Origin of the sequence: Streptomyces sp. NBC_00483 (assembly GCF_036013745.1) — a bacterium.
In the GTDB taxonomy this organism is placed as follows: domain Bacteria; phylum Actinomycetota; class Actinomycetes; order Streptomycetales; family Streptomycetaceae; genus Streptomyces.
This window is the reverse complement of the sequence record NZ_CP107880.1, coordinates 2,867,019-2,889,471: the sequence shown is the minus strand read 5'-3', so window position 1 is coordinate 2,889,471 and position 22,453 is coordinate 2,867,019. Positions and strand designations below refer to the sequence as shown.

Sequence of the window (22,453 nt, the reverse complement as noted above, 5' to 3'; positions counted from 1 at the left end):
AAGGTACTGAAATAGACAGGAAAGTCGTGGTTTTCCGCTGAAGTGGAACTGTGTCCTCTCATTCGGATGTCCCCGTTCCATCCGCCACAATCGAGCGAAAACAGGCGCACCGCGGAACAGATGTTGGCCGATCTCTTCCCCTTGGGGAGGCATAGCGGCCCGGGGTCGCACACGTCATCACGGGTGACAGCGGGAACAGCCGGGGGATCCCGGGGGGAAGAGAAGGTGGCGATGGATGCCGTACGGGATGCGGGTGCGGAGAGGTTCAGGGAGTTCGTGGCGGGGCGGTCGTCCGCGTTGTTGAAGACCGCCGTGCTGCTCAGTGGTGGCGATCGGCACGCGGGCGAGGATCTGCTGCAGAGCGCGCTGATCAAGGTGGCCGGGAGATGGGACCGGATCGAGGACCCGGAGGCGTATGTGCGCCAGGTCCTCTACCGGCAGCAGATCAGCCGGTGGCGGCTGAAGTGGCCGAAGCGGGAGGTCAGTTACGGAAGTGTGCCGGACGGGGCCGCGGGGAGCGACGGGGCGGCCGAGGCCGAACTGCGCGTCGTCCTGCGGGCCGCGCTCGCCCGGCTCACCGCGCGGCAGCGCACCGTGCTCGTGCTCCGGTACTTCGAGGACCTGCCGGAGGGCGATGTCGCCCGGGTGCTCGGCATCTCCGTGGGCACCGTGCGTTCCACGACCCACCGGGCGCTCGCCAAGCTGCGCGGGCTCGCCCCCGAACTGGCACAGGACGGCGACGACCTGCCGCCGTCCTCCCGTGACTACGCCCCGGTGGAGGTGCGCCCGTGAACGTCGACGTCATGCTCAAGGAGGCGCTGCGCGAGCAGGCCGACAGCGTCGGGCCCGCGCCCGGCGACCTCGCCGACCGGGTCCTGGCGGCACGGCGCAGGCGCCGGACCGGTACGGCCGTGGGTGCGTTCGTGGCCGCGACCGCGGTGGTCGTCGCCGCGGTGGTGGTGCCGCGGATGGACGACGCGGAGGACGCCCCGCCCGCGGACGTGATCGGCTCCGCCGACGTCGTCGCGCACCCGGACCAGTCGCCGCCCAAGGACGCCATCGCGGCGGGGCGCACGGCGCTCGCCTCGTTCGTCACGTACAAGTCGGTCAAGTTCGCCGACGGGGACGGCCGGTTGACCCGCACGTACGGGGTGCTCGACCCGACGACCAAGACCTACCGGAAGACCACCGCGTGGTCCTGGCTGACCGTCGCCCCGGGGCTGCGTACCGCCGCCGTCCTGGAGAAGAAGCTGCCCGCGAAGCGGGTCGGCATCCTCGACCTGGCGACGAACAAGGTGACGCGCTGGATCCCGGTGCCGCAGGGGGCCGCCGGGGCCGCGTTCTCGGCGGACGGCGCCAAGCTCGTCGTCACGACGTACAAGACCGATCCGGACCATCTCTACAAGGACCGGCCGATGAACGACGGCAGCGGTCCGGACGAGCCGAGCGTCGGACATCCGTCCAGGACCGGGTTCTCGATCGTCGACCTGGACAGCGGGAAGGGGAAGTGGGCCGCGGCGCCGCAGAAGGGCGACGAGTTCGACCACAACGCCCGTGAGGACTTCCAGTTCTCGCCCGACGGCGACCTGGTGGTCACGACCTCGATCACGAACGGTGGCCCGCAGGCCTACGCCCTCGACGGCAAGCAGGTGCCGACGCCCGCGAAGCTGCGGCACTGGCTGATGTACTCCGAGTCGGGGCTCTCGCCGAACGGGAAGCTCGCCGGAGGGGACTTCGCGGGCAAGGGCGACAAGATCGCCGTCGCCGTGAACGACGCGCGGACCGGCAAGCTCGTCGACAGGCTGCCCGCGCAGCAACTGCTCGCCTGGGCCGACGACAAGCGGCTCATCGCCTGGGGCTGCGACCCCAAGAAGTGCGGCGGCAAGGGCGAGTTCCACAACCAGCTGCTGTTGGTGACGGTCGGCAGCGACAAGGTCGTCCAGCTGAGCGACTTCCGCAAGGCGTCGGCCGACTATCCGGGGCGCTGGGAGCCCCAGTTCGCGACACGCTGAGCGACCTGCGCCATCAGGACGCGCTGAGCGCCCTGACCCTTCAGGACGCGCCGAGCAGCTTCTCGAGCGCCGCCCGCAGCCCGTCGGTCGCCTCCTGGCCGGCGGGCCGCAGCGGCGCGCGGACCGGGCCGCCGAGGAGGGCCTTCGCGGTGACCGCTCCCGGCAGGCCCGCGCTCATCATCAACTGGGTGAGGTGGATGGTGAGTTGTTGGCGGCGCGCGGCCTCCGCCGTGTCGCCCGCGTCGTACGCGTCGATGATGGCGCGGAAGGCGGCGGGCGCCACGTTCGCCACCGTCGATACGTAGCCCGCGCCGCCCAGTGCGTACAGCGCCAGGACGTATTCGTCGCAGCCCGTGTAGTACGCCAAGTCCGTTTCGGACATGACCCGTTGGGTGCCGAGAAGGTCGTACGCGCAGTCCTTCACGGCGACGATCCGGGGGTGGCCCGCGAGCCGGATCATCGTGTCCGGCTCGATGCGGGTACCGGTGCGGCCGGGGATGTCGTACAGCATCAGGGGGAGGCCCGTGGCGTCGGCGATCGAGCGGAAGTGCGCCTCGATCGCGTCCTGCGGCGGACGGCTGTAGTACGGGGTGACCACCAACAGGCCGTCGGCACCCGCTTGTTGGGCCTGATGGGCGAGATCGACGGTGTGGCGGGTGTCGGACGTGCCGATGCCGGCGACGACCTTTGCGCGGCCGTCGACCGCCTCGCGCACCGCCCGTACGAGGTCCGCCTTCTCCGCGTCCGTCGTGGTCGGCGACTCCCCGGTCGTGCCGGAGAGGACGAGGCCCTCGCAGCCCTCGGTGACCAGCTGGTCGGCCAACTTCTGGGCGGCGCCCAGGTCGAGCGTCCCCGTCCGTGTGAAGGGCGTGACCATGGCACACAGGGCGCGGTTGAAGGGGGAGGGATGTGGGGTTGCGTCCGTCATGAGGGGAGTGTCGGCCCGGGCGCGATGTAGCTCCACTTAATTCTGCTACGAGGTGGTGCCAAGCACTGCTGAAGAGTCGACGTGGAAGCGGAACGCCGGGGCTTGAATTCGTCACCCGACATCCGTTTTGGCTGAGATGTGCGCTTCAGGTGGCGCGGCGGGAACCCGATGAACTGCATGGAAGATGCTGGTCCGTTCGCGAGGTGCGTGTGGTGCGAGACGTGGTGATGGCGCTTGCCGCGCCCGCGGTGATGTGTGCGAGTGGGGTCTACGCGGCCTGCGCCGTGTGGTGGCGGCGCCGGCACCCGGCGCCCGAGCCCTGGTCGCAGGCAGGGTTGAGACTCGCGGGGGAGCGGGTGGTGGCCGTGGCCGAGGCCGTGGTGGCCGACGAGCATGCCCTGCTCGTACAGGATGCCGAACGCGCTGGTGCCAAATCGGGTCGTATGCGCCACCATGAGAGGCCGGTGACCGGCAACCGGATCGCCGAAGGCCGTTCAGGGGAGGCACCATGAGGCTCGGCAAAGCACTCGCCACCGGAATCGCCGAAGAAGCGCCGCAGGAGACCGAGCGGCCCGAAGTGGACGACAAGGCTCAGGAGTTGGTGGCCGAAGCCGCCGTGCGCGAAGCCGTACCGGAGCCCGCCGAGGTCCCGGCCGCGCGATGAGGCTGCGGCTCCCTCAGGAGCGCCCGACGGAGCCGCCCACCGGTTATAAAATCGCCCACCCCGTGATCGACGCGGACGGTGGGAGCGCCGGATTTCTGGGTGTCTCGCTCGGCGCCGCCGCGCCCTACAAGGTGCTCGACGAGGCGCGCTGCGTGTACGGGCGGCGCCATCGCGCACCGCACCGGCGCTGCGACTGCGGATTCCACTGCGTACACGAACGCCGGTGCGCGCAAGGGATGTTGGTGCAGGCGGAGTACCGCAGAGCGGCGCTGCTCGAAGTCTCCGTCCTCGGGCCCTACATCCGGTTCGAGCGCGGTTTCCGCTACGGGCGCCAGCGGGTGTGCTCCGCCACCATCGGTCCGTGCCCGTGCGGCGCCGAGGCGGCGGTGCTCGCCGACGCCGGGTGGGGGCGTGCAGGGCGGCTGGTGCTGGAGGGCGCCTGCGCGGGGTGCGTGGGCGGGCGGCCGCGCTGGACCCTGGAGGCGTTCGCCCGGCTCGCGGGCGACGGGCTGCGGGTGCGCGCCGCACCGGGCGCGGGGCCGCAGGGGGTCGCTCCCGGGATGCCCGAACTGGCCGCGGAGGCGGCGCTGCTCCAGGCCCGACTCGACTGGTTCCAGGGGCAGTTGTCGCGCCTGGGGCGGGCGATGGGAGGCGGTGGGTAGTCGCGCGGGGGCGGGGTCGGGCGACCTGTGGGACCGTGAATCCATGCGACGAAGGCGGCGGTCATGAGCGGGTCCCGGGCCGGCGCGAAGCCGTTCGAGATCCCCCGTGAGTTCGAGGTCGACGTCGGCCCCCAGCAGCTGTGGGACGCCGTCACCATGGGGGCCGGCGGCTGGCTGTGGCCCATGGAGTACGTGCCCAAGGAGGGCGGCGAGGGCCCCTTCCGCTCCGTGCTGACCGTGTGGGACCCGCCGCGCCGGCTCACCGTCCGCTCCGACGACCCGGCCGCCCTGCCTTCGGGGCAGCCGCTCAACCAGATCGACTGGGTCATCGAGCCGCGCGACGGCGGCAGCCGGTCCCGGGTCCACTACGTCCACAGCGGCGTCTTTACCGAGAACTGGGACGACCTCTACGACGGCGCCGACAAGCACACCGACTTCTACCTGCACACGCTGCGCCAGTACGTGACGCACTTCGCGGGCCGCCCGATCGCCTTCGCCACGGTCGACGGGCCCCGCAGCTCCGCGAACCGCGAGGCACTCACCGCCGTCGGCCGCGCGCTCGACCTGCCCGCCGATGCGACGGAGGGCGCGCGGGTCCGCGTCCAGGGCCCGGAAGGACAGGCCCTGGACGCCGTGCTCGACTACCGCAACGCCTACTTCCTCGGGCTGCGCACCGAGGACGCCCTGTACCGCTTCTTCGGGCGCGGCCACTGGGGCGCCCCCGTCGGCGTCAGCGTGCACGACTTCGCGCCGGACGCGGACGCGGGGCGGAACGAGGTCGAGTGGGGCGACTGGCTGGCACAGATCTTCGCGTGACGGCCCGACCCGCCTGGGCCGCCTGGGGCGCAGGCCCCGTACCCCTCAGGGGCGGAAGCGCAGCACCTGCGGATCGTGGTCGCTGATCTGGTCGTGGAACTCGCTGTTGATGTGCACGCTGTCGTACGCGAACGCGTCCTTCGCCACGATCGACGGGCTGATCAGGATCTGGTCGAGGACCTGGCTGTTGCCCTGGTAGTCATACGTATAACGCTCGTGCTTCGGCAGGCTCTTGATCGCCGACCAGAGCGCGCCGCCGGCCTCCAGGCGCTGCGTCGTGCCGGAGAACTCGAAGTCGTTGATGTCGCCGAGCGTGATCACGTCCGCGTTGCGCTGCGCCTTCAGGATGTCCTTGGCGAAGGCGTTCACCGCCGTCGCCTGCGCGTGCCGCTGCGTCTCGGAGGAGCGCGCGGGCGGCTGGTACTGGGAGGTCAGGCCCTGATCGCCGCCCTTGGACGCGAAGTGGTTGGCGATCACGAAGACGGGCTTGCCGCGGAACGTGAACTCGCCGGCCAGCGGCTTGCGGCTGTTCGCCCACGCGGCGTCGCCCGGCGCCACGCGGCCGGGCGACGCGGTGAGCGCCGCCTTGCCGTTCTTGCTGGTCACGCCCACCGGCGTGGTGGCGTCGCCGCCGGGGCGGTCGGTGAAGGACACGCGGTCCGGGTTGAACAGGAAGGCCTGGCGGATGTTGCCGCCCGGCTCGCCGCCGTCCTTGTTGTTCTCCGGGTCGATCGACCGCCAGTCGTAGCGGGGCCCGCCCGCGGCGACGATCGCGTCGATCAGCTTGCCCATCGTCGCGTCGGCGGCGACCGTCCCGTCGTTCTTCGCGCCGTTGTTGTCCTGGATCTCCTCCAGGGACACGATGTCGGGCGAGCGGAGGTGGTCGACGATCGCGGCCGCGTGCGCGTCGAAGGTGGCGTCGGACGGGTCGAGGTTCTCCACGTTGTACGTCGCCACGGCCAGCTCGCCCGGCTTCTGCGCGCGGGTCGTCTCGCGCTGGAGGCCGGACTGCTTCAGGTTGCCCAACTCCCGTGCCACCAGCGTGTATCCGCCGTACTGGTTGAAGTCGAGCGGGCCCTCGGTGGCGCCGGTCAGGGTGTCGCCGACGTCGGCCACCGGGAAGTCGTCGATCGCCCCGAGCGACTGGATCTGCAGGCGTCCGCCGTTCTGGTCCTCGTACGAGGAGTAGCGGGTGCCGCCGCGCTTCGTACGGTTCTCGTGCGGCTTCACCGTGACCCACAGCTCGCCGTACGCGTCGGACGCTGTGACGACCCGGGAGGAGCCGACGCGGACGTTCTGGCCCTCCAGGGACTCGTAGTAGTCGAGGGCGTACGCCCTGGGGCGCAGCGGCAGCTTGTCGATCGAACCGTTCGCCGCCGGGTCGCCCTTCGGCGCGTACGCGTCCGGGACCGACTTGTCGCTGATCGTGGTGACCGGCACCGGGTTGCCCGACGAGTTCACGGTCACGGTCGGCTTCGTCAGCTCGGTGAGCGACTGGTTGCCGGAGGAGGCGCCGCCGGGCACGTACTCGGAGACCGTTCCGGAGACGGTGACGGCGTCTCCGGCCTTCACGGTGGGAGTGGAACTCGTGAAGACGAAGACGCCCTCGCTGGTGGCCGGGTCGGCGTCGGGACTTGTGTCCTGGAACCAGAAGCCGCGGGACGAGCCGTACGTTCTGACGCCCGTCACCACCCCCGTCACGCCCGTGACCTGCTGTCCGGCGAGCGGGGATATGCGGGCGGCGCCCTGGATGTCGTGGATGGCGACGTCGGCGGCCGCGGCCGGGTGGGCGGGGAGCGTGGCGAGGGTGCCGGACACCGCCGCGCAGGCGACGGTCAGCGCGGCGAGGCGCGAGCGGGAGAACGGGTGGGACGTCGAATGGGACAACGGATCCTCCGGGGACGTGCGGCCGGCGGGTGCCGGGACGTGGTGGCGGAGCGGGGGCCGCGGGGCGGGGCGCGTCGTGGGCGCCGTACGCCCTTGTGTACTTCTACGCGCGTCAATTTCCGTCCTGCGCGCGCGAGTTGTCAAGGTTTCGCGGGTGTCGGGGACGTTAGGGGAAGTCGACCGGTCAGTGAACCCGGCAGCATGGGTGCAAATCCGTCTAGGCTGGGCGGTCGCAACGTAGGCCTCATGTACGTCCCCCTAGGAGAACCAGCCGATGTCAGACAGCTCCCCCCTGCCGCCGGTGCGGCTGCCCGCCGAAGCGGAGCTGGCGCGGGACGCCCTTGCCACCCCCCTCCTGTCCCGCGCGGTGAAGCTCGCCCGCTGGGCCGGCCCCGAGACCCGGGTCGGCGCGGGCGGAGAACTCGTCGAGGAGCAGCTGCCCGCCGCCGCGGCCGAGCTGGCGCTCACCGACGACGAAGATGGCGCCGCGTACGCGAGCGAGGCCTGGCGCATCGCCGTCGACACCGGCCTCGTGGAGATCGTCGACGAGGAGGAGGGCACTGTCACGGTCGGCGAGGAGCTCGGCACGCTCACCTCGGGCGGCCCCGCCGACGTGCTCACGCTGTGGCTGGGCGCGCTCGACACCGTGCTCGCCGACGCCAGTGTGCCCGACCTCGACGACTTGGTCGGAGCCATGGAGGAGGGCGGCGAGATCGACTTCTCGCAGCTCGACTGGGACCCCGAGGCGGAGTCCGAGTTCCTGGAGGGCGTGCTCGGCAATCTGTATCTGCTGACCGTCAGCGAGGGCGGCGCCGGCGAGGAGGCCGTGCCGCTGCCCGCGCTCGCCGCGTCGATGATCGTGCCCGACGACATGGGCGAGCCGACGGACGACGTCCTTGAGCAGGTCTCGGACGCGATGATGCGGCTCGACGACCAGTTCCGGCTGCTCGACCCGATCGGCCTCGTGGAGTTCCAGCCGGTCGACGAGGCGCTCATGGCGGACGCCGAGGAGCCGGTGGCCGAGCCCGTCGACGACGGTGACGTCTCCCGTTACGGGATGGTGCGGCTCACGCCTCTCGGCCTGTACGGGGTCCGGGCGCGGATGCTCGAAGCCGGTCTGGACGCCCCGGCCGTCGGCGACCTCGCCGACAAGGGCGCGGACGCGCTGCTCGACGGCACCGCCGCGTTTCCGCAGGCCGCGGCGCAGGTCGAGATCGAGGGATGGCTCGCGCGGCGCGAACCGCTGGGCGCGGCGCGGGAGTTGCTGGGTGCGGCGCGTGGGGCCGACGAGTGGGGGCCGCTGCGGCGGCTGCGGTGTCAGCAGGCGCTGTCGCTGGTCGGCGCGGAGGCCGAGCCGGCGCTGCGGGAGGTCCTCGACGATGCGGAGCTGGGTGGGCTTGCCCGGGTGTGGCTGGCCGAGCACGGGTTCGCGGGTGTGCCGGCGCCGTCGCAGGACCTGGTGTTCTGGCTGACCGTCGACACGATCGCTGCGCAGCTTTCGGTGGAAGGTAACTCGGACGAGCTGCAGGCGTTGGTGGAGGGGCTTGCGGCGCAGCACAGTGGGTTTTTCTCTGCGGCGTGGCGGGTTGAGCATCCCGCTACCGCGGATGTGTTGGAGGCGATGGGGCGTCTTCACCCGGATAAGAAGGTGGCCAAGGAGGCGCGTAAGGCGGCGTTCAAGGCTCGGTCCGCCAACGGAAGTTGAGGGGGCGTCACCCCGGGTCCGCAACGGTGTTGCGGACCCGGGGCTCTGCCCCGGACCCCGCTGGCTCTCGTTTGAAAGGCGGGGCTTCAGTGGGTCAGCACAGATACCGCGTCGTGTGCTTGAACGACGATGACGCGCCGTCGAAGCCGTACGTGCCGCGGTACGACGGTGGGTTCTGGAATTCGCCGACCACGGTGATCGTGGAGGCGCAGGAACCCTGGCCCGAGCGCTTCGCGTCCAGGCGGATGGTGTCGCCGATGAAGCCGCCCGTGATGTCCCACGGGGCGCCGCAGATGCCGGACGTGATCTGGCCGCCGGTCACCACGAAGGGGTGCGTGTTCGGGTTTACCTTCGCGGTGATGGCGAAGGTGACCGAGCCGTTGTTCAGCTCCAGCTTGCAGTCGACCGTGAGGGCCTCCGCAGAGACGTCGCGCTGCGCGGCGAACGCCTCGTCGCGCGTCTTGACCTCCGCGCCCTGCGGGTTGTGGAAGCGGTGCTCCCCGCGGGTCTGGCCCTTGCCCTTGCGTGCCTGAGTGCTCATCACGTCACCTCCTATGCCAGCTGCTCGGAGATCTCCACACGCAGCAGCGCGCGGACGTTCTCGATGTGGTTCTCGACCGTGACCGTCGACGAACCGGCGAACAGCAGGCCGACCGCCACGTTGTCGTAGGACGTGACCAGGGATCCGGAGTCGCCGCCGGCCGACATGACCGTGGTGAGGATCTGGTCCTTGAAGCGGGCCGTGCCCGCCGTGCCGTAGTTGACGTCGACCGTGGCGTCGACCGAGATGATCCGGCCGAAGGACACGTTCGTCGTGCGGCCCGTCTTCTTCACGAGGTCGCCGACCGCGACGTTCGCCTTGCGGCGCCAGGCGCGCGGCGCGCCGCTGAAGTACTGCTCGCGCGTGGCGTCCTGGAACGGGACCTCGCCGAGCGCCGCGTCGACCACGTTGTTCTGGCGCTCCAGCGGGGTCTGCGGGGCGAACTGGATGGTGATGAAGCGGGACAGCGTGGCGATGCGGTCCGCGGGGTCCGTGCCGCCGTCGAACCGGCCGGGCTGCACGATGGCGCTGCCCAGTTGGGCCCGGTTGGAGTCGGCGAGGACGTGGTTGTTGGAGAGGATGTAGAACTTCGCCGGGGTGCCGAGCCCGGGTCCCGGCGGGTCCACCGTGGCGCCCCGCAGGAAGTCGTAGACCACGCTGCCGAGGGTGCCCGCGGTGATGGACACGTTGCCGACCGAGAAGCCGGAGGGGCACGGCCGCATGCGGCGTACGAGCTGCTGCGGTTCGAAGGTTCCCAGGCCGCCAAGGTCTTCGAGCAGGGGCTGGCCGGCGCCGGAGAACTGCTGGGAGATACCGCCGTCGGGGCCGTACGTGACCTCTTCGGAGCGGGCTCCGGAGGGGCGGCTCTGCCGGCGCTGGGCGGAGATGTGGCCGACGGCCACGATGTCGGTCGGGGTGCCGTCGTCCATCTGACGCGGAATCACATCCCGCTCGGGCAACAGCGATTCGGGCACCTTCTGGGTCACGAAGACGAGAACGGCCTCCTCGCCCGTCGGCTCGCCGTTCTGCCATTTCACGCCGTGGCCGAAGCCGACCACATTGGCAAGGGGCGCCTCGCGCCGCAGGAAGTCACTGGTCGCTTGCTGCCGGGAGCTGTCGCTGAGCTGTCCTCCGGCGGGTCCGCGCATCAATTCGGGCTGGCGCACGCCAGACCACCTCTTCTTCCCCTGACTTTCACTGAAGTGCGGGGGTTACCTCACAACTCGTCATCCTGCGCGCGCACTTCGCCGATCGCGAGCACGCGCACCGGTACCCCGTCGAGTGCTGTGGGGATGACATCCTCCGCACGGAGCCGGTCGCGGGGCACTTTGCGGGTCACGAAGACGACGATGACGTCCTCGCCCGAGTGCTCGTCCTTCCCGGTCCCGACTCCGGTGACATGGGCCAGCTTCATCAGCCGGCTCTCATGGAGGCCGCGTGCCTGTCGTACGTCCATCGGCTCGCCACCCCCTCGGTGGGTGATGCGGGCAGGAGACTCTCTGCTCCAGTCTGTCTATTGCCGCACGGCAGTCCGGTCAAGGCGTTCTGCGTGAAATCTTGGGTTTGGGTGCGTGATGCACCTGTTGACCTTCTTTACGAAGATTCTCACGTACGCAGGTACGAAGCGCCGTTCAGGTCGAGGACGGTGCCGGAGGCCCACTGTGCGGCCGGTGAGGCGAGCCACAGGACGGAATCGGCGATCTCCTCGGCCGAGGCCACACGGCCGAACGGGCTCTGCGCGCGCACCTCGTCGGTCAGCCGGTGCGCCACCCGTTCCGTCTCGATGAAGCCGGGCGCCACCGACGCCACCCCGATCCCGTGCGGCGCGAGCGCCACCGCGAGGGACTGGCCGAGCGCGTGCACGGCGGCCTTCGTCGCTCCGTACGCCGGGTGGTCGGGCTCGCCCTTGAACGCGCCGCGCGAGCCGATGTTGACGATCCGGCCCGCCGTGCCCTGCCCGATCATGCGCTGCGCGGCGAGGTGACTGAGGTTCGCGGTGCCGAGCAGGTTCACGGAGACATGGCTCTGCCACAGCCGGGTCCACTCCTCGTACGGGGTGGTGGCCGGCGGATGCGGCAGGTTCACGGCCGCGTTGTTGACCAGGACGTCGAGGCCGCCGAGGCCCTCGGCCGCCCGCTCGGCGACGGACGCCGCGCCCTCGGGGTCGGAGATGTCGCCGCCGACGAGGACGTGCCCCTCCCCGGCGAGCGAGTCGAGCGTGGCCTGCGCCTCGTCCTCCCGCGAGCCGTAGTGCACTGCCACCCGGTCGCCGTTCGCCGCGAAGGCGCGGGCGAGGGCCCGGCCGAGGCCCCGCGAGGCCCCGGAGACGAGGACGCGGCGGCCGGACGGCGGAAGGTTCACGGAATTCACGGAAGTCATGGAGGTGGGCCCCTTGGCGTTGGACGGTGTTCAACCGCCGTTTATACGCGAGCGAGAACGTATGGCCGAAAACAGGGCCCGTTCACTCTCATCGATCATTACGGGAGACAGCCAGCATGTCGCTCACTCGCAGGGACTTCACCAGACGATCCGCGGCCACCGGCGCCGGTATCGCACTCGCCGGGTCCGTCGGCTCCCTGGCCACCGCGCCGAACGCCCTCGCGGCCACCGACGACGCGGACGTCGACGTATTCAAGGGCAAGGACAAGGGCGTCGGCTACGGCCCGCTGATCGACGACCCCGACGGCATCCTCGCGCTGCCCGAGGACTTCTCGTACAAGGTCATCACGTACTGCGGGAAGACCAAGCTGGAGTCCGGCGAGTTCACCCCCTCCAACCACGACGGCACCGCCACCTTCGCGGGCCCGCGCGGCGCCACGCTGCTCGTCAACAACCACGAGCTGGCGGGCGCCCGCGCCGACTGGCCGCACCCGGTGCCGCTGACCGAGGGCCTCGTCTACGACCCGATGGCGGCCGGCGGCTGCACCGTCGTCGAGGTGCGCCGCGGCGGCGAGGTCGCCGAGTGGGTCGGCATCGCGGGCACCGCCACCAACTGCGCGGGCGGGCACACCCCGTGGAACACCTGGCTGACCTGCGAGGAGACCGAGGACAAGGCCGGTAAGAACGGCTTCACCAAGGACCACGGCTACGTCTTCGAGGTCGACCCGGCGGACCACCGGGCCAACCGCGCGCCCAAGCCCATCAAGGCGTTCGGCCGGTACGCCCACGAGGCCGTCGTCATCGACCCCAAGCGCGGCCACGCCTACCTCACCGAGGACGCCTCCGGCCCCAACGGCCTGCTCTACCGCTGGGTTCCGCCGAAGGGCTTCGAGCACGGCCGCGGCAAGCTGCGCGGCCTCGCCGACGACGCGGGCGTGCTGCAGGCGACCCGGTGCTTCGACTCGGGCGGCCGCTTCGTCGACGACCTGTCCCGCGCCACGAAGCTCGGCACGACGTACGGCGTCGACTGGGTCGACGTCCCCGACCGCGACGCCAAGTCGGTCTCCACGCGCAAGCAGTTCAAGGACGGCGAGATCACCCGCGCCCGCAAGCTCGAGGGCATGTGGTGGGGTGACGGCGGCGCCTACGTCGTCTCCTCGTACGCCCGCGAGGAGAGCCCCGTCGCGCACGACGGCCAGGTCTGGTTCTACGACCCCAAGCGCCGCACCCTCACCCTGAAGGTGCTGCTCGGCGTCAACCCGGACCCGTCGAAGGACGGCGCCCTCGACGGCCCGGACAACATCACCGTCTCCCCGTACGGCGGTCTGGTCATCTCCGAGGACGGCGAGGGCATCCAGCACCTGTTCGGGGCTACCGAGCGGGGCCGTACGTACCCGATCGCGCGCAACGACCTCAACATCGGCACCGAGACGGAGCCGGAGTACAGCGAGATGACGGGCGTGACCTTCTCGCCCGACGGCTCGACCCTCTACGCCAACATCCAGAACCCCGGCATCATGCTGGCGATCAAGGGCCCCTGGAAGCGTCAGCGCTGAGCGGTCACTGGAGCGGGTCCACCGGCGGCGCCTCGCGCTCGGAGGCGATCCGGTGGACCCGCCCCCGCACCGCGTACCAGCCGATCGTCAGGCACACCGCGATCGGGATCAGCATCAGCACCGTGTTGCGGCCCGCGCCGTCCTTGTCGAACCACATCATCACGATCACGGCGAGCAGGAACGCGATCGTCGTGAGCTCGATCCACGGCGAGGCCCACAGCCGGAACGCGGGCCGGTGCACGACGCCCTCCCGGGCACGCCGCACGAACACCAGGTGACAGAGCATGATCATGCACCAGGTGGAGATGACGCCGAGCGAGGAGATGTTCGTGACGATCGCGAACGCGTCCTCCGGCAGCCACGCGTTGAGCGCGACCCCGAACATCGCCACCGTCGCCGTCAGCAGGATCCCGCCGTACGGGACGTGGCTGCCGCTCATCCGGGCCGTGAACGAAGGGGCGGAGCCCGCCATCGACATCGAGCGCAGAATGCGGCCCGTGGTGTAGAGCCCGGAGTTGAGCGAGGACATCGCGGCGGTCAGCACCACCAGGTTCATGATCCCGCCGGCCGACGGCACCCCGATCTTCGACAGGACCGTCACGAAGGGGCTCTCGCCCGCCGAGTACGCCGTCCAGGGCAGCAGCAGCGTCAGCATCACGACCGAGCCGACGTAGAAGATGCCGACACGCCACATGATCGAGTTCACGGCCTTCGGTACGACCTTCTCCGGCTCCGCGGTCTCGCCTGCCGTCACACCGACCATCTCGACCGCCGCGTACGCGAAGACCACGGTCTGCGTGATGAGGACGACCGGCATGACGCCCAGCGGGAAGAATCCGCCGTTGTCGCTGATGAGCGAGATGCCGGGGTCGTAGTTCCCGTCCACGGGCTTGCCCGTCACCAGGAAGAAGATCCCGATCAGCAGGAACAGCACCAGGGCCGCCACCTTCACGATGGCGAACCAGAACTCCATCTCACCGAAGCTCTTCACGGAGATGAGGTTGATGGTCAGCACGATCGCGAGGGCGACCGCGGCCAGCACCCACTGCGGGATCGTCGTGAACATCGACCAGTAGTGCACGTACAGGGCGACGGCGGTGATGTCCGCCATCCCGGCCGAGGACCAGTTCAGTACGTACATCCAGCCGGCCACGAACGCGCCCCGCTCGCCGAGGAACTCGCGTGCGTAGCTCACGAAGGAGCCGGAGGAGGGCCGGTGCACGACCAGTTCGCCCAGGGCCCGCACCACGAAGAAGGCGAACACGCCGCAGATCGCATAGGCGAACGCGAGGGCGGGTCCCGCCTTGGCGAGGTTGCCGCCCGCACCGAGGAAGAGCCCCGTGCCGATCGCCCCACCGATCGCGATCATGCTGATGTGCCGGGGCTTGAGGCTCTTGCTGTACCCGAGGTCACCGGCGTCGGTGACCCCCTCGGCGGTGGTCGGGTCGTCCAGATGGGGGTCTTCACCCGCCGGTCCGGTTTGGTGGCCTTTGTGCATGTTCACGAAGGGCACTCTCGCAAATTGACCGCCCGGCGTCGCAGCTACGCGCCGCAGGCGTGCGGGAGGGAGAAAAGTCCTCTGCGAAAGTCCCGGGTAAGGGAACGGTAAAGCGGGGTCGATCGTTACCCCAGGCATGACCGCAATGACTCCCGGCTCGAACATCCCGCTCGCCGTGCAGCGCGTGACGGTGGACGTCACGGCGCCCGTGCGGCTCGACGTATCGGGCCTGCTGCTCACCGCCGACGGCAAGGTGCGCTCGGACGACGACTTCATCTTCTACAACCAGCCCTCGGGGCCCGGTGTGACGTACACATCGGGCGGCGGCAGCGCCCCGGACTCCATCACGGTGGACACGGCCGCCGTCCCGCCGGGCATCGAGAAGATCGTCGTCACCGCGAGCCCGGACGCCGAGGGCCAGTCGTTCCAGGGCGTGGAGCCGACGGCCACGATCCGCGGCGCGGACGACGGCTCGGTCCTCGCCACGTTCACGCCGCCCCAGCTCGGCGCGGAGACGGCGCTGGTGGTCATGGAGGTGTACCTGAGGAACGGCGCGTGGAAGGCACGCGCGGTGGGCCAGGGGTATGCGAACGGGCTTGCGGGTATCGCCACGGACTTCGGTGTGTCGGTCGAGGAGCCTGCGGCCCCCGCCGCGGCTCCGGCCCCGCAGGCTCCGCCCGCCCCGCCGGCCGCGATGCCCGCGCCGACGACGCCGCCGCTCGACCCGCGGACGGCCCCGCCCGCGCCGGCCGCAGCGCCCGCCGCTGCCGCCGCCGCGCCCGCCCCGGCGCCCGGCTCCGGCAAGATCAACCTCGACAAGGGCCGCGTCTCCCTCCAGAAGAACCAGACGGTGTCCCTGGTCAAGGGCGGCAAGCCGCTGCTCTCCCAGGTCAAGATGGGTCTCGGCTGGGAGCCCGCCTACCGGGGCAAGGACATCGACCTGGACGCGTCGGTCATCGCGTACGGGCCGCAGCGCAACCACGTCGACAGCTGCTACTTCGGCAAGCTCTCGATCGTGGGCGGCGCGATCAAGCACTCCGGCGACAACCTCACGGGCGAGGGCGGCGGTGACGACGAGGTGATCGTCGTGGACCTGGGCCGCATCCCGCAGGAGGTCACGGGCCTGGTCTTCACGGTGAACTCGTTCACGGGCCAGAAGTTCACCGAGGTCGCCAAGGCGTACTGCCGCCTCATCGATGCGGCGAGCGGCGAGGAGCTGGTCCGCTTCGACCTCACGAACGCCGAGGCGCAGACGGGCGTGATGATGGCGAAGCTCATCAAGCAGTTCTCCGGCGAGTGGGAGATGACGGCGATCGGCGAGTTCGTGAAGTCACGGACGGTGCGCGGGATGGTGAAGCCCGCGGCGAAGTCGCTGTAGGAGGCGCGGGGGCTGTTGTGAACATCAACTGTTCACCCGTATGGCGGCGCCCGGCGAATTCGGCCGGGCCGTGCCCTGCGGCCCCGCACGGGGCCGCAAAGGCACTCCCACCAGGTGTTACGGCTACGCCCAGTGAAGCCCCTTGTTGCGAACTCCCCGGGTCCGGCGCGGGATGGACCTGAGGCACATGGCCCACGCGGCGGCCACCAGCCGCCTCCATGTCCCGAAGGGAGTGATCACGCATGACGCAGAGCGAGATCAACAACCCGGATGCCCTTGTCGGGCTCACCGCCTACGACCGCACTGGGGAAAAGATCGGCAGCGTCGAGCGGGTCTACCTGGATGACAGGACCGGCAACGCCGACTGGGTGACGGTCAAGACCGGCCTCTTCGGTATGAAGGAGACCTTCGTGCCGTTGAGCGGGGCCACGCACGACAGTGACCGGCTCAACGTGCGGTACACGAAGGAAGCCGTCAAGGACGCCCCGCGGGTCGACGCCGACCAGCACCTCGACGAGGACGAGAAGAGCGAGCTGTACGCGCACTACGGCATGACGCGCCCCGCCGCGGGCGCCGCCGGCACCCAGCCCCAGCGGCCGGGTCAGGCGGACACCGGCCGGATGGGCGCGGCAGGCACGGCGGGCGCCGCGGGCGCGGCCGGTGCCATGGGCGCCGGAGCCGGTGCCCGGTCGGACGCCGGGCGGCACGCGGGTGCCGCGGCGCGGGAGCCGGCCATGCGTTCCGGTCCCGACGCCGAAGGCGACCGCAAGGCCGACGAGATGATCCGCTCCGAGGAGCGCCTGCGCGTGGGCGTCGAGGAGCAGGAGGTCGGCCACGCACACCTGCGCAAGACGGTGGAGACGGAGAACGTCACCACGTCGGTGCCGGTGTCCCACGAAGAGGTCCGCGTCGTGCGCGAACCGATCCGTGAGGGCGACGGCGCGAAGGCCACGATCGGCGAGGCGGAGACCGAGGTGACGCTGCACGCGGAGCGTGCGGTCGTCCGCAAGGAGACCGTCCCGGTCGAGCGCGTCCGGCTGGAGACCGAGAAGGTCACGGAGACGAAGGAGATCTCCGACACTGTCCGCAAGGAGAAGATCGAGTACGACAACCCGAAGGACGACGGCATGCCCGGTGAGGGCAAGGGCCGTCGCGGACCGCGACACTGACGGCCGCAGGCAGCGGGCGGGCCCGGCCGAAGAGGCGGGCCCGCACTGCCGTGCGTCAGGGCACCACGACGATCTTCCGGCCCACGCCCGAGGCGAACTGGTCCAGTGCCCCCGGGTAGTTGTCGAGCGGCAGGCGGTCGCTGATGAACACGGACGGGTCCAGGACGCCGCCCGCGAAGAGCTCCGCCGCCCGCTCGTAGCTGTGCAGGACCGCCATCGACCCGGTGATGGTGATCTCCTGGTTGTAGATGCGGTACGGGTCGATCGTCACGCGCGTCGCGTAGTCCGCCACGCCGAACTGGAGGAACGTGCCGGCCTTGGCGACGCGGCCGAGGCCGTCCTGGATCGCCGCCGCGTTGCCGGTCGCGTCGATGACGACGTCCCAGCCCGTGGGGCGGTCCAGCTCGTCCGGGTTCGCCGCCGACGCCGAGACACCGAGGCGCTGGGCCGTCTTGAGGCGGTCCGCGTTGAGGTCCACCACGTCGACGCTCGCCGCGCCGGTCCGCTTGGCCAGCTCCAGCATCATCAGGCCCATCGTGCCCGAGCCGTAGATCAGCACGTGCGAGCCGAGCCGTGATTGCAGGACGTCGTAGCCGCGCACCGCGCAGGAAAGCGGCTCGATGAGCGCCGCGTCCTGGGTCTCTACGTGATCGGGGAGCGGGACACAGTTGGCGACAGGGGCGACCGCGTACTGCGCGGCCCCGCCCGCCGTCGACACCCCGATCGCCGCCCACCGCTCGCACAGATTGCCCCGCCCGGCCCGGCAATAGCGGCACTCGTGACAGTGCAGGGAGGGGTCGACGGCCACCCGGTCGCCCACCCTCAACTCAGTGACATCACGCCCCACTTCGGCGATCGTGCCCGCGAACTCGTGGCCCGGCACCACCGGCAGCGTGGGGGCGAACTCGCCCTGCAGGATGTGCAGATCGGTGCCGCAGAGCCCGCAGGCGGCGACCTCGACGATCACGTCGCGGGGGCCCGGTGTCGGGTCCGGCACCTCGCCGACGACGACCTTGCCCACCGATTCGACGATCGCGGCCTTCATGTGCAACCTCCAAGACACGTACGGATGTTGTTCGATCCCCCGCTCGATCCCCCGCTCACTTCACCGCTCCGAGGGACAGGCCCTGGACGAGCTTGTCCTGGGCGGCGAACCCTGCCGCGAGCACCGGCAGGGAGATCACGAGGGACGCGGCGCACACCTTCGCCAGGAACAGGCCCTGGCTGGTGATGAAGCCGGTCAGGAAGACGGGTGCGGTCTGGGCGACGACGCCGGTCAGCACCCGCGCGAAGAGGAGTTCGTTCCAGGAGAAGATGAAGCAGATCAGGGCCGTCGCCGCGATGCCAGGCAGGGCGATCGGCGCCACCACCCGCGTCAGGACCGTCGGCAGGCGCGCCCCGTCGATCTGCGCCGCTTCGATCACCGCGACCGGCACCTCCGCCAGGAACGACTGCATCATCCACACCGCGATCGGCAGGTTCATCGACGTATAGAGGATGACCAGGAGCCAGATGTTGTCGAGGAAGCCGGTGTTCTTCGCGAAGAGGTAGATCGGGAGCAGGCCCGCCACCACCGGCAGCATCTTCGTGGAGAGGAAGAAGAACAGGACGTCGGTCCACTTGCGGACCCGGCGGATCGACAGCGCGTACGCCGCCGGGAGCGCGAGCACCAGCACGAGCGCCGTCGCGACGAGCGAGGCCACCGTCGAGTTGATGAGCGCGGGCCAGGGGCTCGCGCCGCCGTCCGCGCCGAAGAAGTCGCGGTAGCCGTCGAGGGTGAGCGAGGCGGCGAAGGAGGGCGGGTTGGTGGCCGCGTCCGACTCCGAGTGGAAGGACGTCAGTGCCATCCAGGCGATCGGCAGGAAGAAGAGGATGCCGGCCAGCCAGGCGAGCAGCCCAAGTCCCTTGCCGCGCAGGAAAGTTGAGAACGTCATCAGCGTGACACCTCCTCACGGAACAGCGACGACACGACGCGCAGCGCGAACGTCGCGATGATGATCGAGCCGATGACGACCAGGACGCCGGCCGCCGAGGCGAGACCGTTCTCGTGGGCCTGGTAGAAGGACTGGTAGACGGTGTACGGCAGGTTGGCCGTGCCGAGGCCGCCGGACGTGATGGTGAAGACGGCGTCGAAGTTCTGCACGATGTAGATCGAACCGAGCAGCGCGCCCAGCTCCAGGTACCTGCGCAGATGCGGCAGCGTGAGATGGCGGAAGATCTGCCACGGACCCGCGCCGTCCACGCGGGCGGCCTCGATCTGCTCGGCGGAGCGCGACTGGAGCCCCGCGAGCAGGATCAGCATCATGAACGGCGTCCACTGCCAGACGAGGGAGAGCTCCACCGCGAGCAGCGGGGTGTTCGAGATCCAGTCGGGCTGGGGGCCGCCCACGTAGTGCAACAGGCCGTTGAGCAGCCCGTATTCGGGGTTGTAGAGGACGTGCTTCCACAGCAGGGCCGCGGCGACCGGGACGATCAGGAACGGCGCGATCAGCAGCGTACGGACCAGGCCGCGGCCCTTGAACCGCCGGTCGAGCAGCAGCGCGAGGCACAGCCCGAGCACCAGGCTCGCCACGACCACCGACACCGTCAGGACGATCGTGGTCAGGACGGACTTGCGCAGGTCAGGGTCGGTGAGGACCTCGGAGTAGTTGCCGAGTCCGGTGAACTCGCGGGCGTCCGGGTACAGCGCGTTCCAGTCGAAGAACGAGATCACGAGCGTCGCCACGAAGGGGAGTTGGGTGACCACGACCATGAAGACCAGGGCGGGGAGCAGCGGCGCGCGGGTCGCCCACGCGCGCAGCTTGCTCGGGGTGTTCGGGGCGACCGGCGCGTGGGTGGCGCGAGGTGCCGGAGCGGTGGTCGTGGTCATCGGCCCTCGTACTCCTTCGCGATCTCGGCGGCGAGCTTCTGGGACTTGGCCAGGGCCGAATCGACCGACTGGCGTCCGGCTACGGCCGCGCTGATCTCCTGCGAGACCTTGGTGCCGAGGTCGGTGAACTCGGGGATGCCGACGAACTGGATGCCGGGCGCGGGCCGCGGCTGCACGCCCGGGTCGCGCGGCCGGGCGCCCTCGATGGCGGCCTGCGTCTGGGCCTGGAAGGGGGCCGCCTCCTTGCGGTACTGCGGGATCTCGTACGTGGAGGCGCGCTTGCCCGCGGGCACGTTGGCCCAGCCGAACTTCTCGCCGACGAGCTTCTCGTACTCCTTGCCGGACGCCCAGGAGATGAACTTCCAGGCCTTGTCGGGGTTGGGGGAGGCCTTCTGGAGGCCCCAGGCCCAGGTGTAGAGCCAGCCGCTCGACTTCGTCTTCTCGACGGGCGCCGCCACGTATCCGATCTTGCCCTTGACCGGTGACTTGGACGCTTCGAGGGAGCCCGCCGCGGAGGTCGCGTCGTACCACATGGCGGTCTTGCCCTGGGTGAGGTTGTTGAGGCACTCGGCGAAGCCGGCCTGGGCGGCGCCGGACTCACCGTGCTTGCGGACAAGATCGACGTAGAACTTGGTGGCGTCCTTGAAGCCCTTGTCGTCGAGGCGCGCCTTCCAGTCCTTGTCGAACCAGGTGCCGCCGAAGGTGTTCACGACGGTGGTCAGCGGCGCCATCGACTCGCCCCAGCCGGGCAGCCCGCGCAGGCAGATGCCTTTCATGCCCTTCTCGGCGCCGTCGACCTTCGCCGAGAGGTCCGCGACCTGCTGCCAGGTCGGGTGCTCCGGCATCTTCAGGCCCTTCTTGGCGAAGACGTCCTTGCGGTACATCAGGAAGGACGACTCGCCGTAGAACGGTTCGCCATACAGCTTCCCGTCGTCGCCGGTGAGGGACTCGCGCATGGGGGCGAGGATGTCCTTCTGGTCGAAGCCCTTGTCCTTGCCGACGTACGGGCCGAGCGAGCGCAGCCAGCCGTTGCGGGCGTAGATCGGGATCTCGTAGTTGGAGAGGGTCGCGACGTCGTACTGGCCCGCCTGATTGGCGAAGTCCTGGCTGATCTTGTCGCGGACGTCGTTCTCCGGCAGCACCGTGAAGTTCACCTTGATGCCGGTCTCCCGCGTGAAATGGCGGGCGGTGAGCTTCTGCAACTCGACCATCTGCGGGTTGTTGACCATCAGGACGTTGAGGGAGTCACCGCCCGTGCCGAGCCCGCCGGCGCCGGCCCAGCAGCCGGACAGGAGGGGGGTGAGCAGCGTCCCTGCGGCGGCCATCACGAGCAGGGGGCCTGGTGGCCTGCGTCGGCTCTGGGTTCGCATCGATGCTCCTGGACGTAAGGGATGGAGGGGATTTACCGGGATGAAGCGGTACGTCGACGGGTGTGCGGAACCCGCCCCCGTGCCGGTGGAGTCGTGGGTGGATCAGACGCGGATGACCTGAGGCCCCATCAGTGAGTAGCGGTGGGCCTCGGACGCGGGCAGCTGGGTGCTGGTGACGATCGTCTCCAGGGCGCCCACCGGGGCGAAGCGGCAGAAGCTGGTCGCGCCGAACTTGGTGTGCACGCCCGTGAAGACGGTGCGCCGCGCCGCCCGGACGGCCTGCGATTTCACCTCGCTGACGGCCGGGTCGGGGGTGGTCAGGCCGTGGTCGCGGGAGATGCCGTTGGCGCCGATGTAGGCGAGGTCGACGACGAAGCCGGCGAGCATCTTCGACGTCCAGTGGTCCACGGTCGCGAGCGTGCCCGCGCGGACCCGGCCGCCGAGCAGCAGCACGGTCGTGTTGTCGTTCTCGGCGAGCGCGCCCGCGGTCGCGAGGGAGGCGGTGACGACGGTCAACGGCCGCTCGCGCGGCAGCGCTTCGGCGATCAGCTGCGGCGTGAAACCCTCGTCGACGAAGACCGTCTCGGCGTCGCCGAGCAGATCCGCGGCGGCCGCCGCGATCCGCCGCTTCTCCGGCACGTGCATCGTCGTGCGGAACGCCAGCGTCGTCTCGAACCCGGCGCTCTCCACCGGATACGCCCCGCCGTGCGTGCGCCGCACCAGGCCGTGGTCCTCCAGGGCCCGCAGGTCCCGGCGCACGGTCTCCTTCGCGACACCGAGTGCGGCCGCGAGCTCCGTGACGTCGACGGAGCCGGAGTGCCGCGCCGCCCGCACGATCTCACGCTGTCGTTCCTCCGCGCTCATGCCCGCCGACCTCCTCCGTACCCGACACTGCCCGTTCGGGCCCGGAAGGACCCGTACCGGAAGTTGTACCGGGGGTACACCGAGGTGAACAGGCCCCTAGCGGGCCCGATGCCGCCCGTTCCTGCCCGTTTCGCGGGGCGCGCGGTCCGGCGCGG

At 70.3% G+C, this 22,453-nt stretch carries 22 protein-coding genes; 10 read left to right on the top strand and 12 right to left on the bottom strand.

Going from position 1 to position 22,453, the window contains the following annotated elements:
* The first annotated feature begins 231 nt into the window (after window positions 1–231).
* Together OHA73_RS12745 and OHA73_RS12740 are read left to right on the top strand one after the other, a co-directional pair.
* Complete coding sequence (locus tag OHA73_RS12745; RefSeq protein WP_266720932.1) at window positions 232–792, top strand: SigE family RNA polymerase sigma factor; 561 nt, start codon at window positions 232–234, stop codon at window positions 790–792.
* Complete coding sequence (locus tag OHA73_RS12740; protein WP_327655099.1) at window positions 789–2,012, top strand: WD40 repeat domain-containing protein; 1,224 nt, start codon at window positions 789–791, stop codon at window positions 2,010–2,012. The genes OHA73_RS12745 and OHA73_RS12740 overlap by 4 nt, the downstream gene beginning before the upstream one ends.
* Before the next feature lie 40 nt (window positions 2,013–2,052).
* Here the strand turns inward: OHA73_RS12740 and dapA are convergent, their stop codons facing one another.
* Window positions 2,053–2,940, bottom strand: coding sequence for a 4-hydroxy-tetrahydrodipicolinate synthase (gene dapA, locus OHA73_RS12735; RefSeq protein ID WP_327655098.1), 888 nt, complete (start codon window positions 2,938–2,940; stop codon window positions 2,053–2,055).
* 212 nt (window positions 2,941–3,152) lie between these two features.
* On the opposite strand from dapA, the gene OHA73_RS12730 reads away from it, so the two are divergent.
* From OHA73_RS12730 to OHA73_RS12715, 4 genes are all read left to right on the top strand, one after another.
* Window positions 3,153–3,452: a hypothetical protein gene (locus tag OHA73_RS12730; protein WP_327655097.1), complete on the top strand. Its 300-nt coding sequence runs from the start codon at window positions 3,153–3,155 to the stop codon at window positions 3,450–3,452.
* Window positions 3,449–3,604 (top strand): hypothetical protein, encoded by a 156-nt coding sequence (locus OHA73_RS12725; RefSeq protein ID WP_266720939.1) that lies wholly within the window; start codon window positions 3,449–3,451, stop codon window positions 3,602–3,604. Before OHA73_RS12730 ends, OHA73_RS12725 begins: the two co-directional genes overlap by 4 nt.
* Window positions 3,601–4,266, top strand: coding sequence for a hypothetical protein (locus OHA73_RS12720; RefSeq protein ID WP_327655096.1), 666 nt, complete (start codon window positions 3,601–3,603; stop codon window positions 4,264–4,266). Before OHA73_RS12725 ends, OHA73_RS12720 begins: the two co-directional genes overlap by 4 nt.
* A 63-nt stretch (window positions 4,267–4,329) precedes the next feature.
* Complete coding sequence (locus OHA73_RS12715; RefSeq protein ID WP_327655095.1) at window positions 4,330–5,082, top strand: SRPBCC domain-containing protein; 753 nt, start codon at window positions 4,330–4,332, stop codon at window positions 5,080–5,082.
* Between the two features lie 45 nt (window positions 5,083–5,127).
* Here OHA73_RS12715 and OHA73_RS12710 read toward each other — a convergent pair whose 3' ends face one another.
* Window positions 5,128–6,969 (bottom strand): endonuclease/exonuclease/phosphatase family protein, encoded by a 1,842-nt coding sequence (locus OHA73_RS12710; RefSeq protein ID WP_327655094.1) that lies wholly within the window; start codon window positions 6,967–6,969, stop codon window positions 5,128–5,130.
* A gap of 274 nt (window positions 6,970–7,243) precedes the next feature.
* On the opposite strand from OHA73_RS12710, the gene OHA73_RS12705 reads away from it, so the two are divergent.
* On the top strand, window positions 7,244–8,674 hold the full coding sequence (locus OHA73_RS12705; protein WP_327655093.1) for a hypothetical protein: 1,431 nt from the start codon (window positions 7,244–7,246) through the stop codon (window positions 8,672–8,674).
* Window positions 8,675–8,768: 94 nt separating this feature from the next.
* Here the strand turns inward: OHA73_RS12705 and OHA73_RS12700 are convergent, their stop codons facing one another.
* The 4 genes from OHA73_RS12700 to OHA73_RS12685 all read right to left on the bottom strand — a co-directional run bounded on the left by OHA73_RS12700 (window position 8,769) and on the right by OHA73_RS12685 (window position 11,594).
* Complete coding sequence (locus OHA73_RS12700; RefSeq protein ID WP_267070863.1) at window positions 8,769–9,215, bottom strand: hypothetical protein; 447 nt, start codon at window positions 9,213–9,215, stop codon at window positions 8,769–8,771.
* Between the two features lie 11 nt (window positions 9,216–9,226).
* Window positions 9,227–10,381, bottom strand: a complete 1,155-nt coding sequence (locus tag OHA73_RS12695) for a hypothetical protein (RefSeq protein ID WP_266720950.1) — start codon at window positions 10,379–10,381, stop codon at window positions 9,227–9,229.
* A 50-nt stretch (window positions 10,382–10,431) separates the two neighbouring features.
* A complete protein-coding gene (locus OHA73_RS12690) occupies window positions 10,432–10,671 on the bottom strand; it encodes a hypothetical protein (protein WP_266720952.1) in 240 nt (79 codons plus the stop codon).
* 149 nt (window positions 10,672–10,820) lie between these two features.
* Window positions 10,821–11,594: an SDR family NAD(P)-dependent oxidoreductase gene (locus tag OHA73_RS12685; RefSeq protein WP_267070864.1), complete on the bottom strand. Its 774-nt coding sequence runs from the start codon at window positions 11,592–11,594 to the stop codon at window positions 10,821–10,823.
* 116 nt (window positions 11,595–11,710) lie between these two features.
* On the opposite strand from OHA73_RS12685, the gene OHA73_RS12680 reads away from it, so the two are divergent.
* Window positions 11,711–13,150, top strand: coding sequence for an alkaline phosphatase PhoX (locus OHA73_RS12680; protein WP_327655092.1), 1,440 nt, complete (start codon window positions 11,711–11,713; stop codon window positions 13,148–13,150).
* A 4-nt stretch (window positions 13,151–13,154) separates the two neighbouring features.
* On the opposite strand, the gene OHA73_RS12675 is transcribed toward OHA73_RS12680, so the two are convergent.
* A complete protein-coding gene (locus tag OHA73_RS12675; protein WP_266725556.1) occupies window positions 13,155–14,648 on the bottom strand; it encodes an amino acid permease in 1,494 nt (497 codons plus the stop codon).
* Between the two features lie 145 nt (window positions 14,649–14,793).
* On the opposite strand from OHA73_RS12675, the gene OHA73_RS12670 reads away from it, so the two are divergent.
* Together OHA73_RS12670 and OHA73_RS12665 are read left to right on the top strand one after the other, a co-directional pair.
* Window positions 14,794–16,026 (top strand): TerD family protein, encoded by a 1,233-nt coding sequence (locus OHA73_RS12670; protein WP_327658455.1) that lies wholly within the window; start codon window positions 14,794–14,796, stop codon window positions 16,024–16,026.
* Window positions 16,027–16,268: 242 nt separating this feature from the next.
* On the top strand, window positions 16,269–17,195 hold the full coding sequence (locus OHA73_RS12665) for a PRC and DUF2382 domain-containing protein (RefSeq protein ID WP_266720956.1): 927 nt from the start codon (window positions 16,269–16,271) through the stop codon (window positions 17,193–17,195).
* A 55-nt stretch (window positions 17,196–17,250) separates the two neighbouring features.
* On the opposite strand, the gene OHA73_RS12660 is transcribed toward OHA73_RS12665, so the two are convergent.
* The 5 genes from OHA73_RS12660 to OHA73_RS12640 form a co-directional block, all read right to left on the bottom strand.
* Window positions 17,251–18,240, bottom strand: a complete 990-nt coding sequence (locus tag OHA73_RS12660; RefSeq protein WP_327655091.1) for a zinc-dependent alcohol dehydrogenase family protein — start codon at window positions 18,238–18,240, stop codon at window positions 17,251–17,253.
* A 55-nt stretch (window positions 18,241–18,295) separates the two neighbouring features.
* Window positions 18,296–19,129, bottom strand: a complete 834-nt coding sequence (locus tag OHA73_RS12655; protein WP_266720960.1) for a carbohydrate ABC transporter permease — start codon at window positions 19,127–19,129, stop codon at window positions 18,296–18,298.
* A complete protein-coding gene (locus OHA73_RS12650) occupies window positions 19,129–20,064 on the bottom strand; it encodes a carbohydrate ABC transporter permease (protein WP_327655090.1) in 936 nt (311 codons plus the stop codon). The genes OHA73_RS12655 and OHA73_RS12650 overlap by 1 nt, the downstream gene beginning before the upstream one ends.
* Complete coding sequence (locus OHA73_RS12645; RefSeq protein ID WP_267070868.1) at window positions 20,061–21,434, bottom strand: ABC transporter substrate-binding protein; 1,374 nt, start codon at window positions 21,432–21,434, stop codon at window positions 20,061–20,063. Before OHA73_RS12645 ends, OHA73_RS12650 begins: the two co-directional genes overlap by 4 nt.
* Before the next feature lie 102 nt (window positions 21,435–21,536).
* Entirely contained in the window at window positions 21,537–22,298 is a 762-nt protein-coding gene (locus OHA73_RS12640; RefSeq protein ID WP_266720966.1) for a DeoR/GlpR family DNA-binding transcription regulator, read from the bottom strand.
* Window positions 22,299–22,453 lie beyond the last annotated feature (155 nt).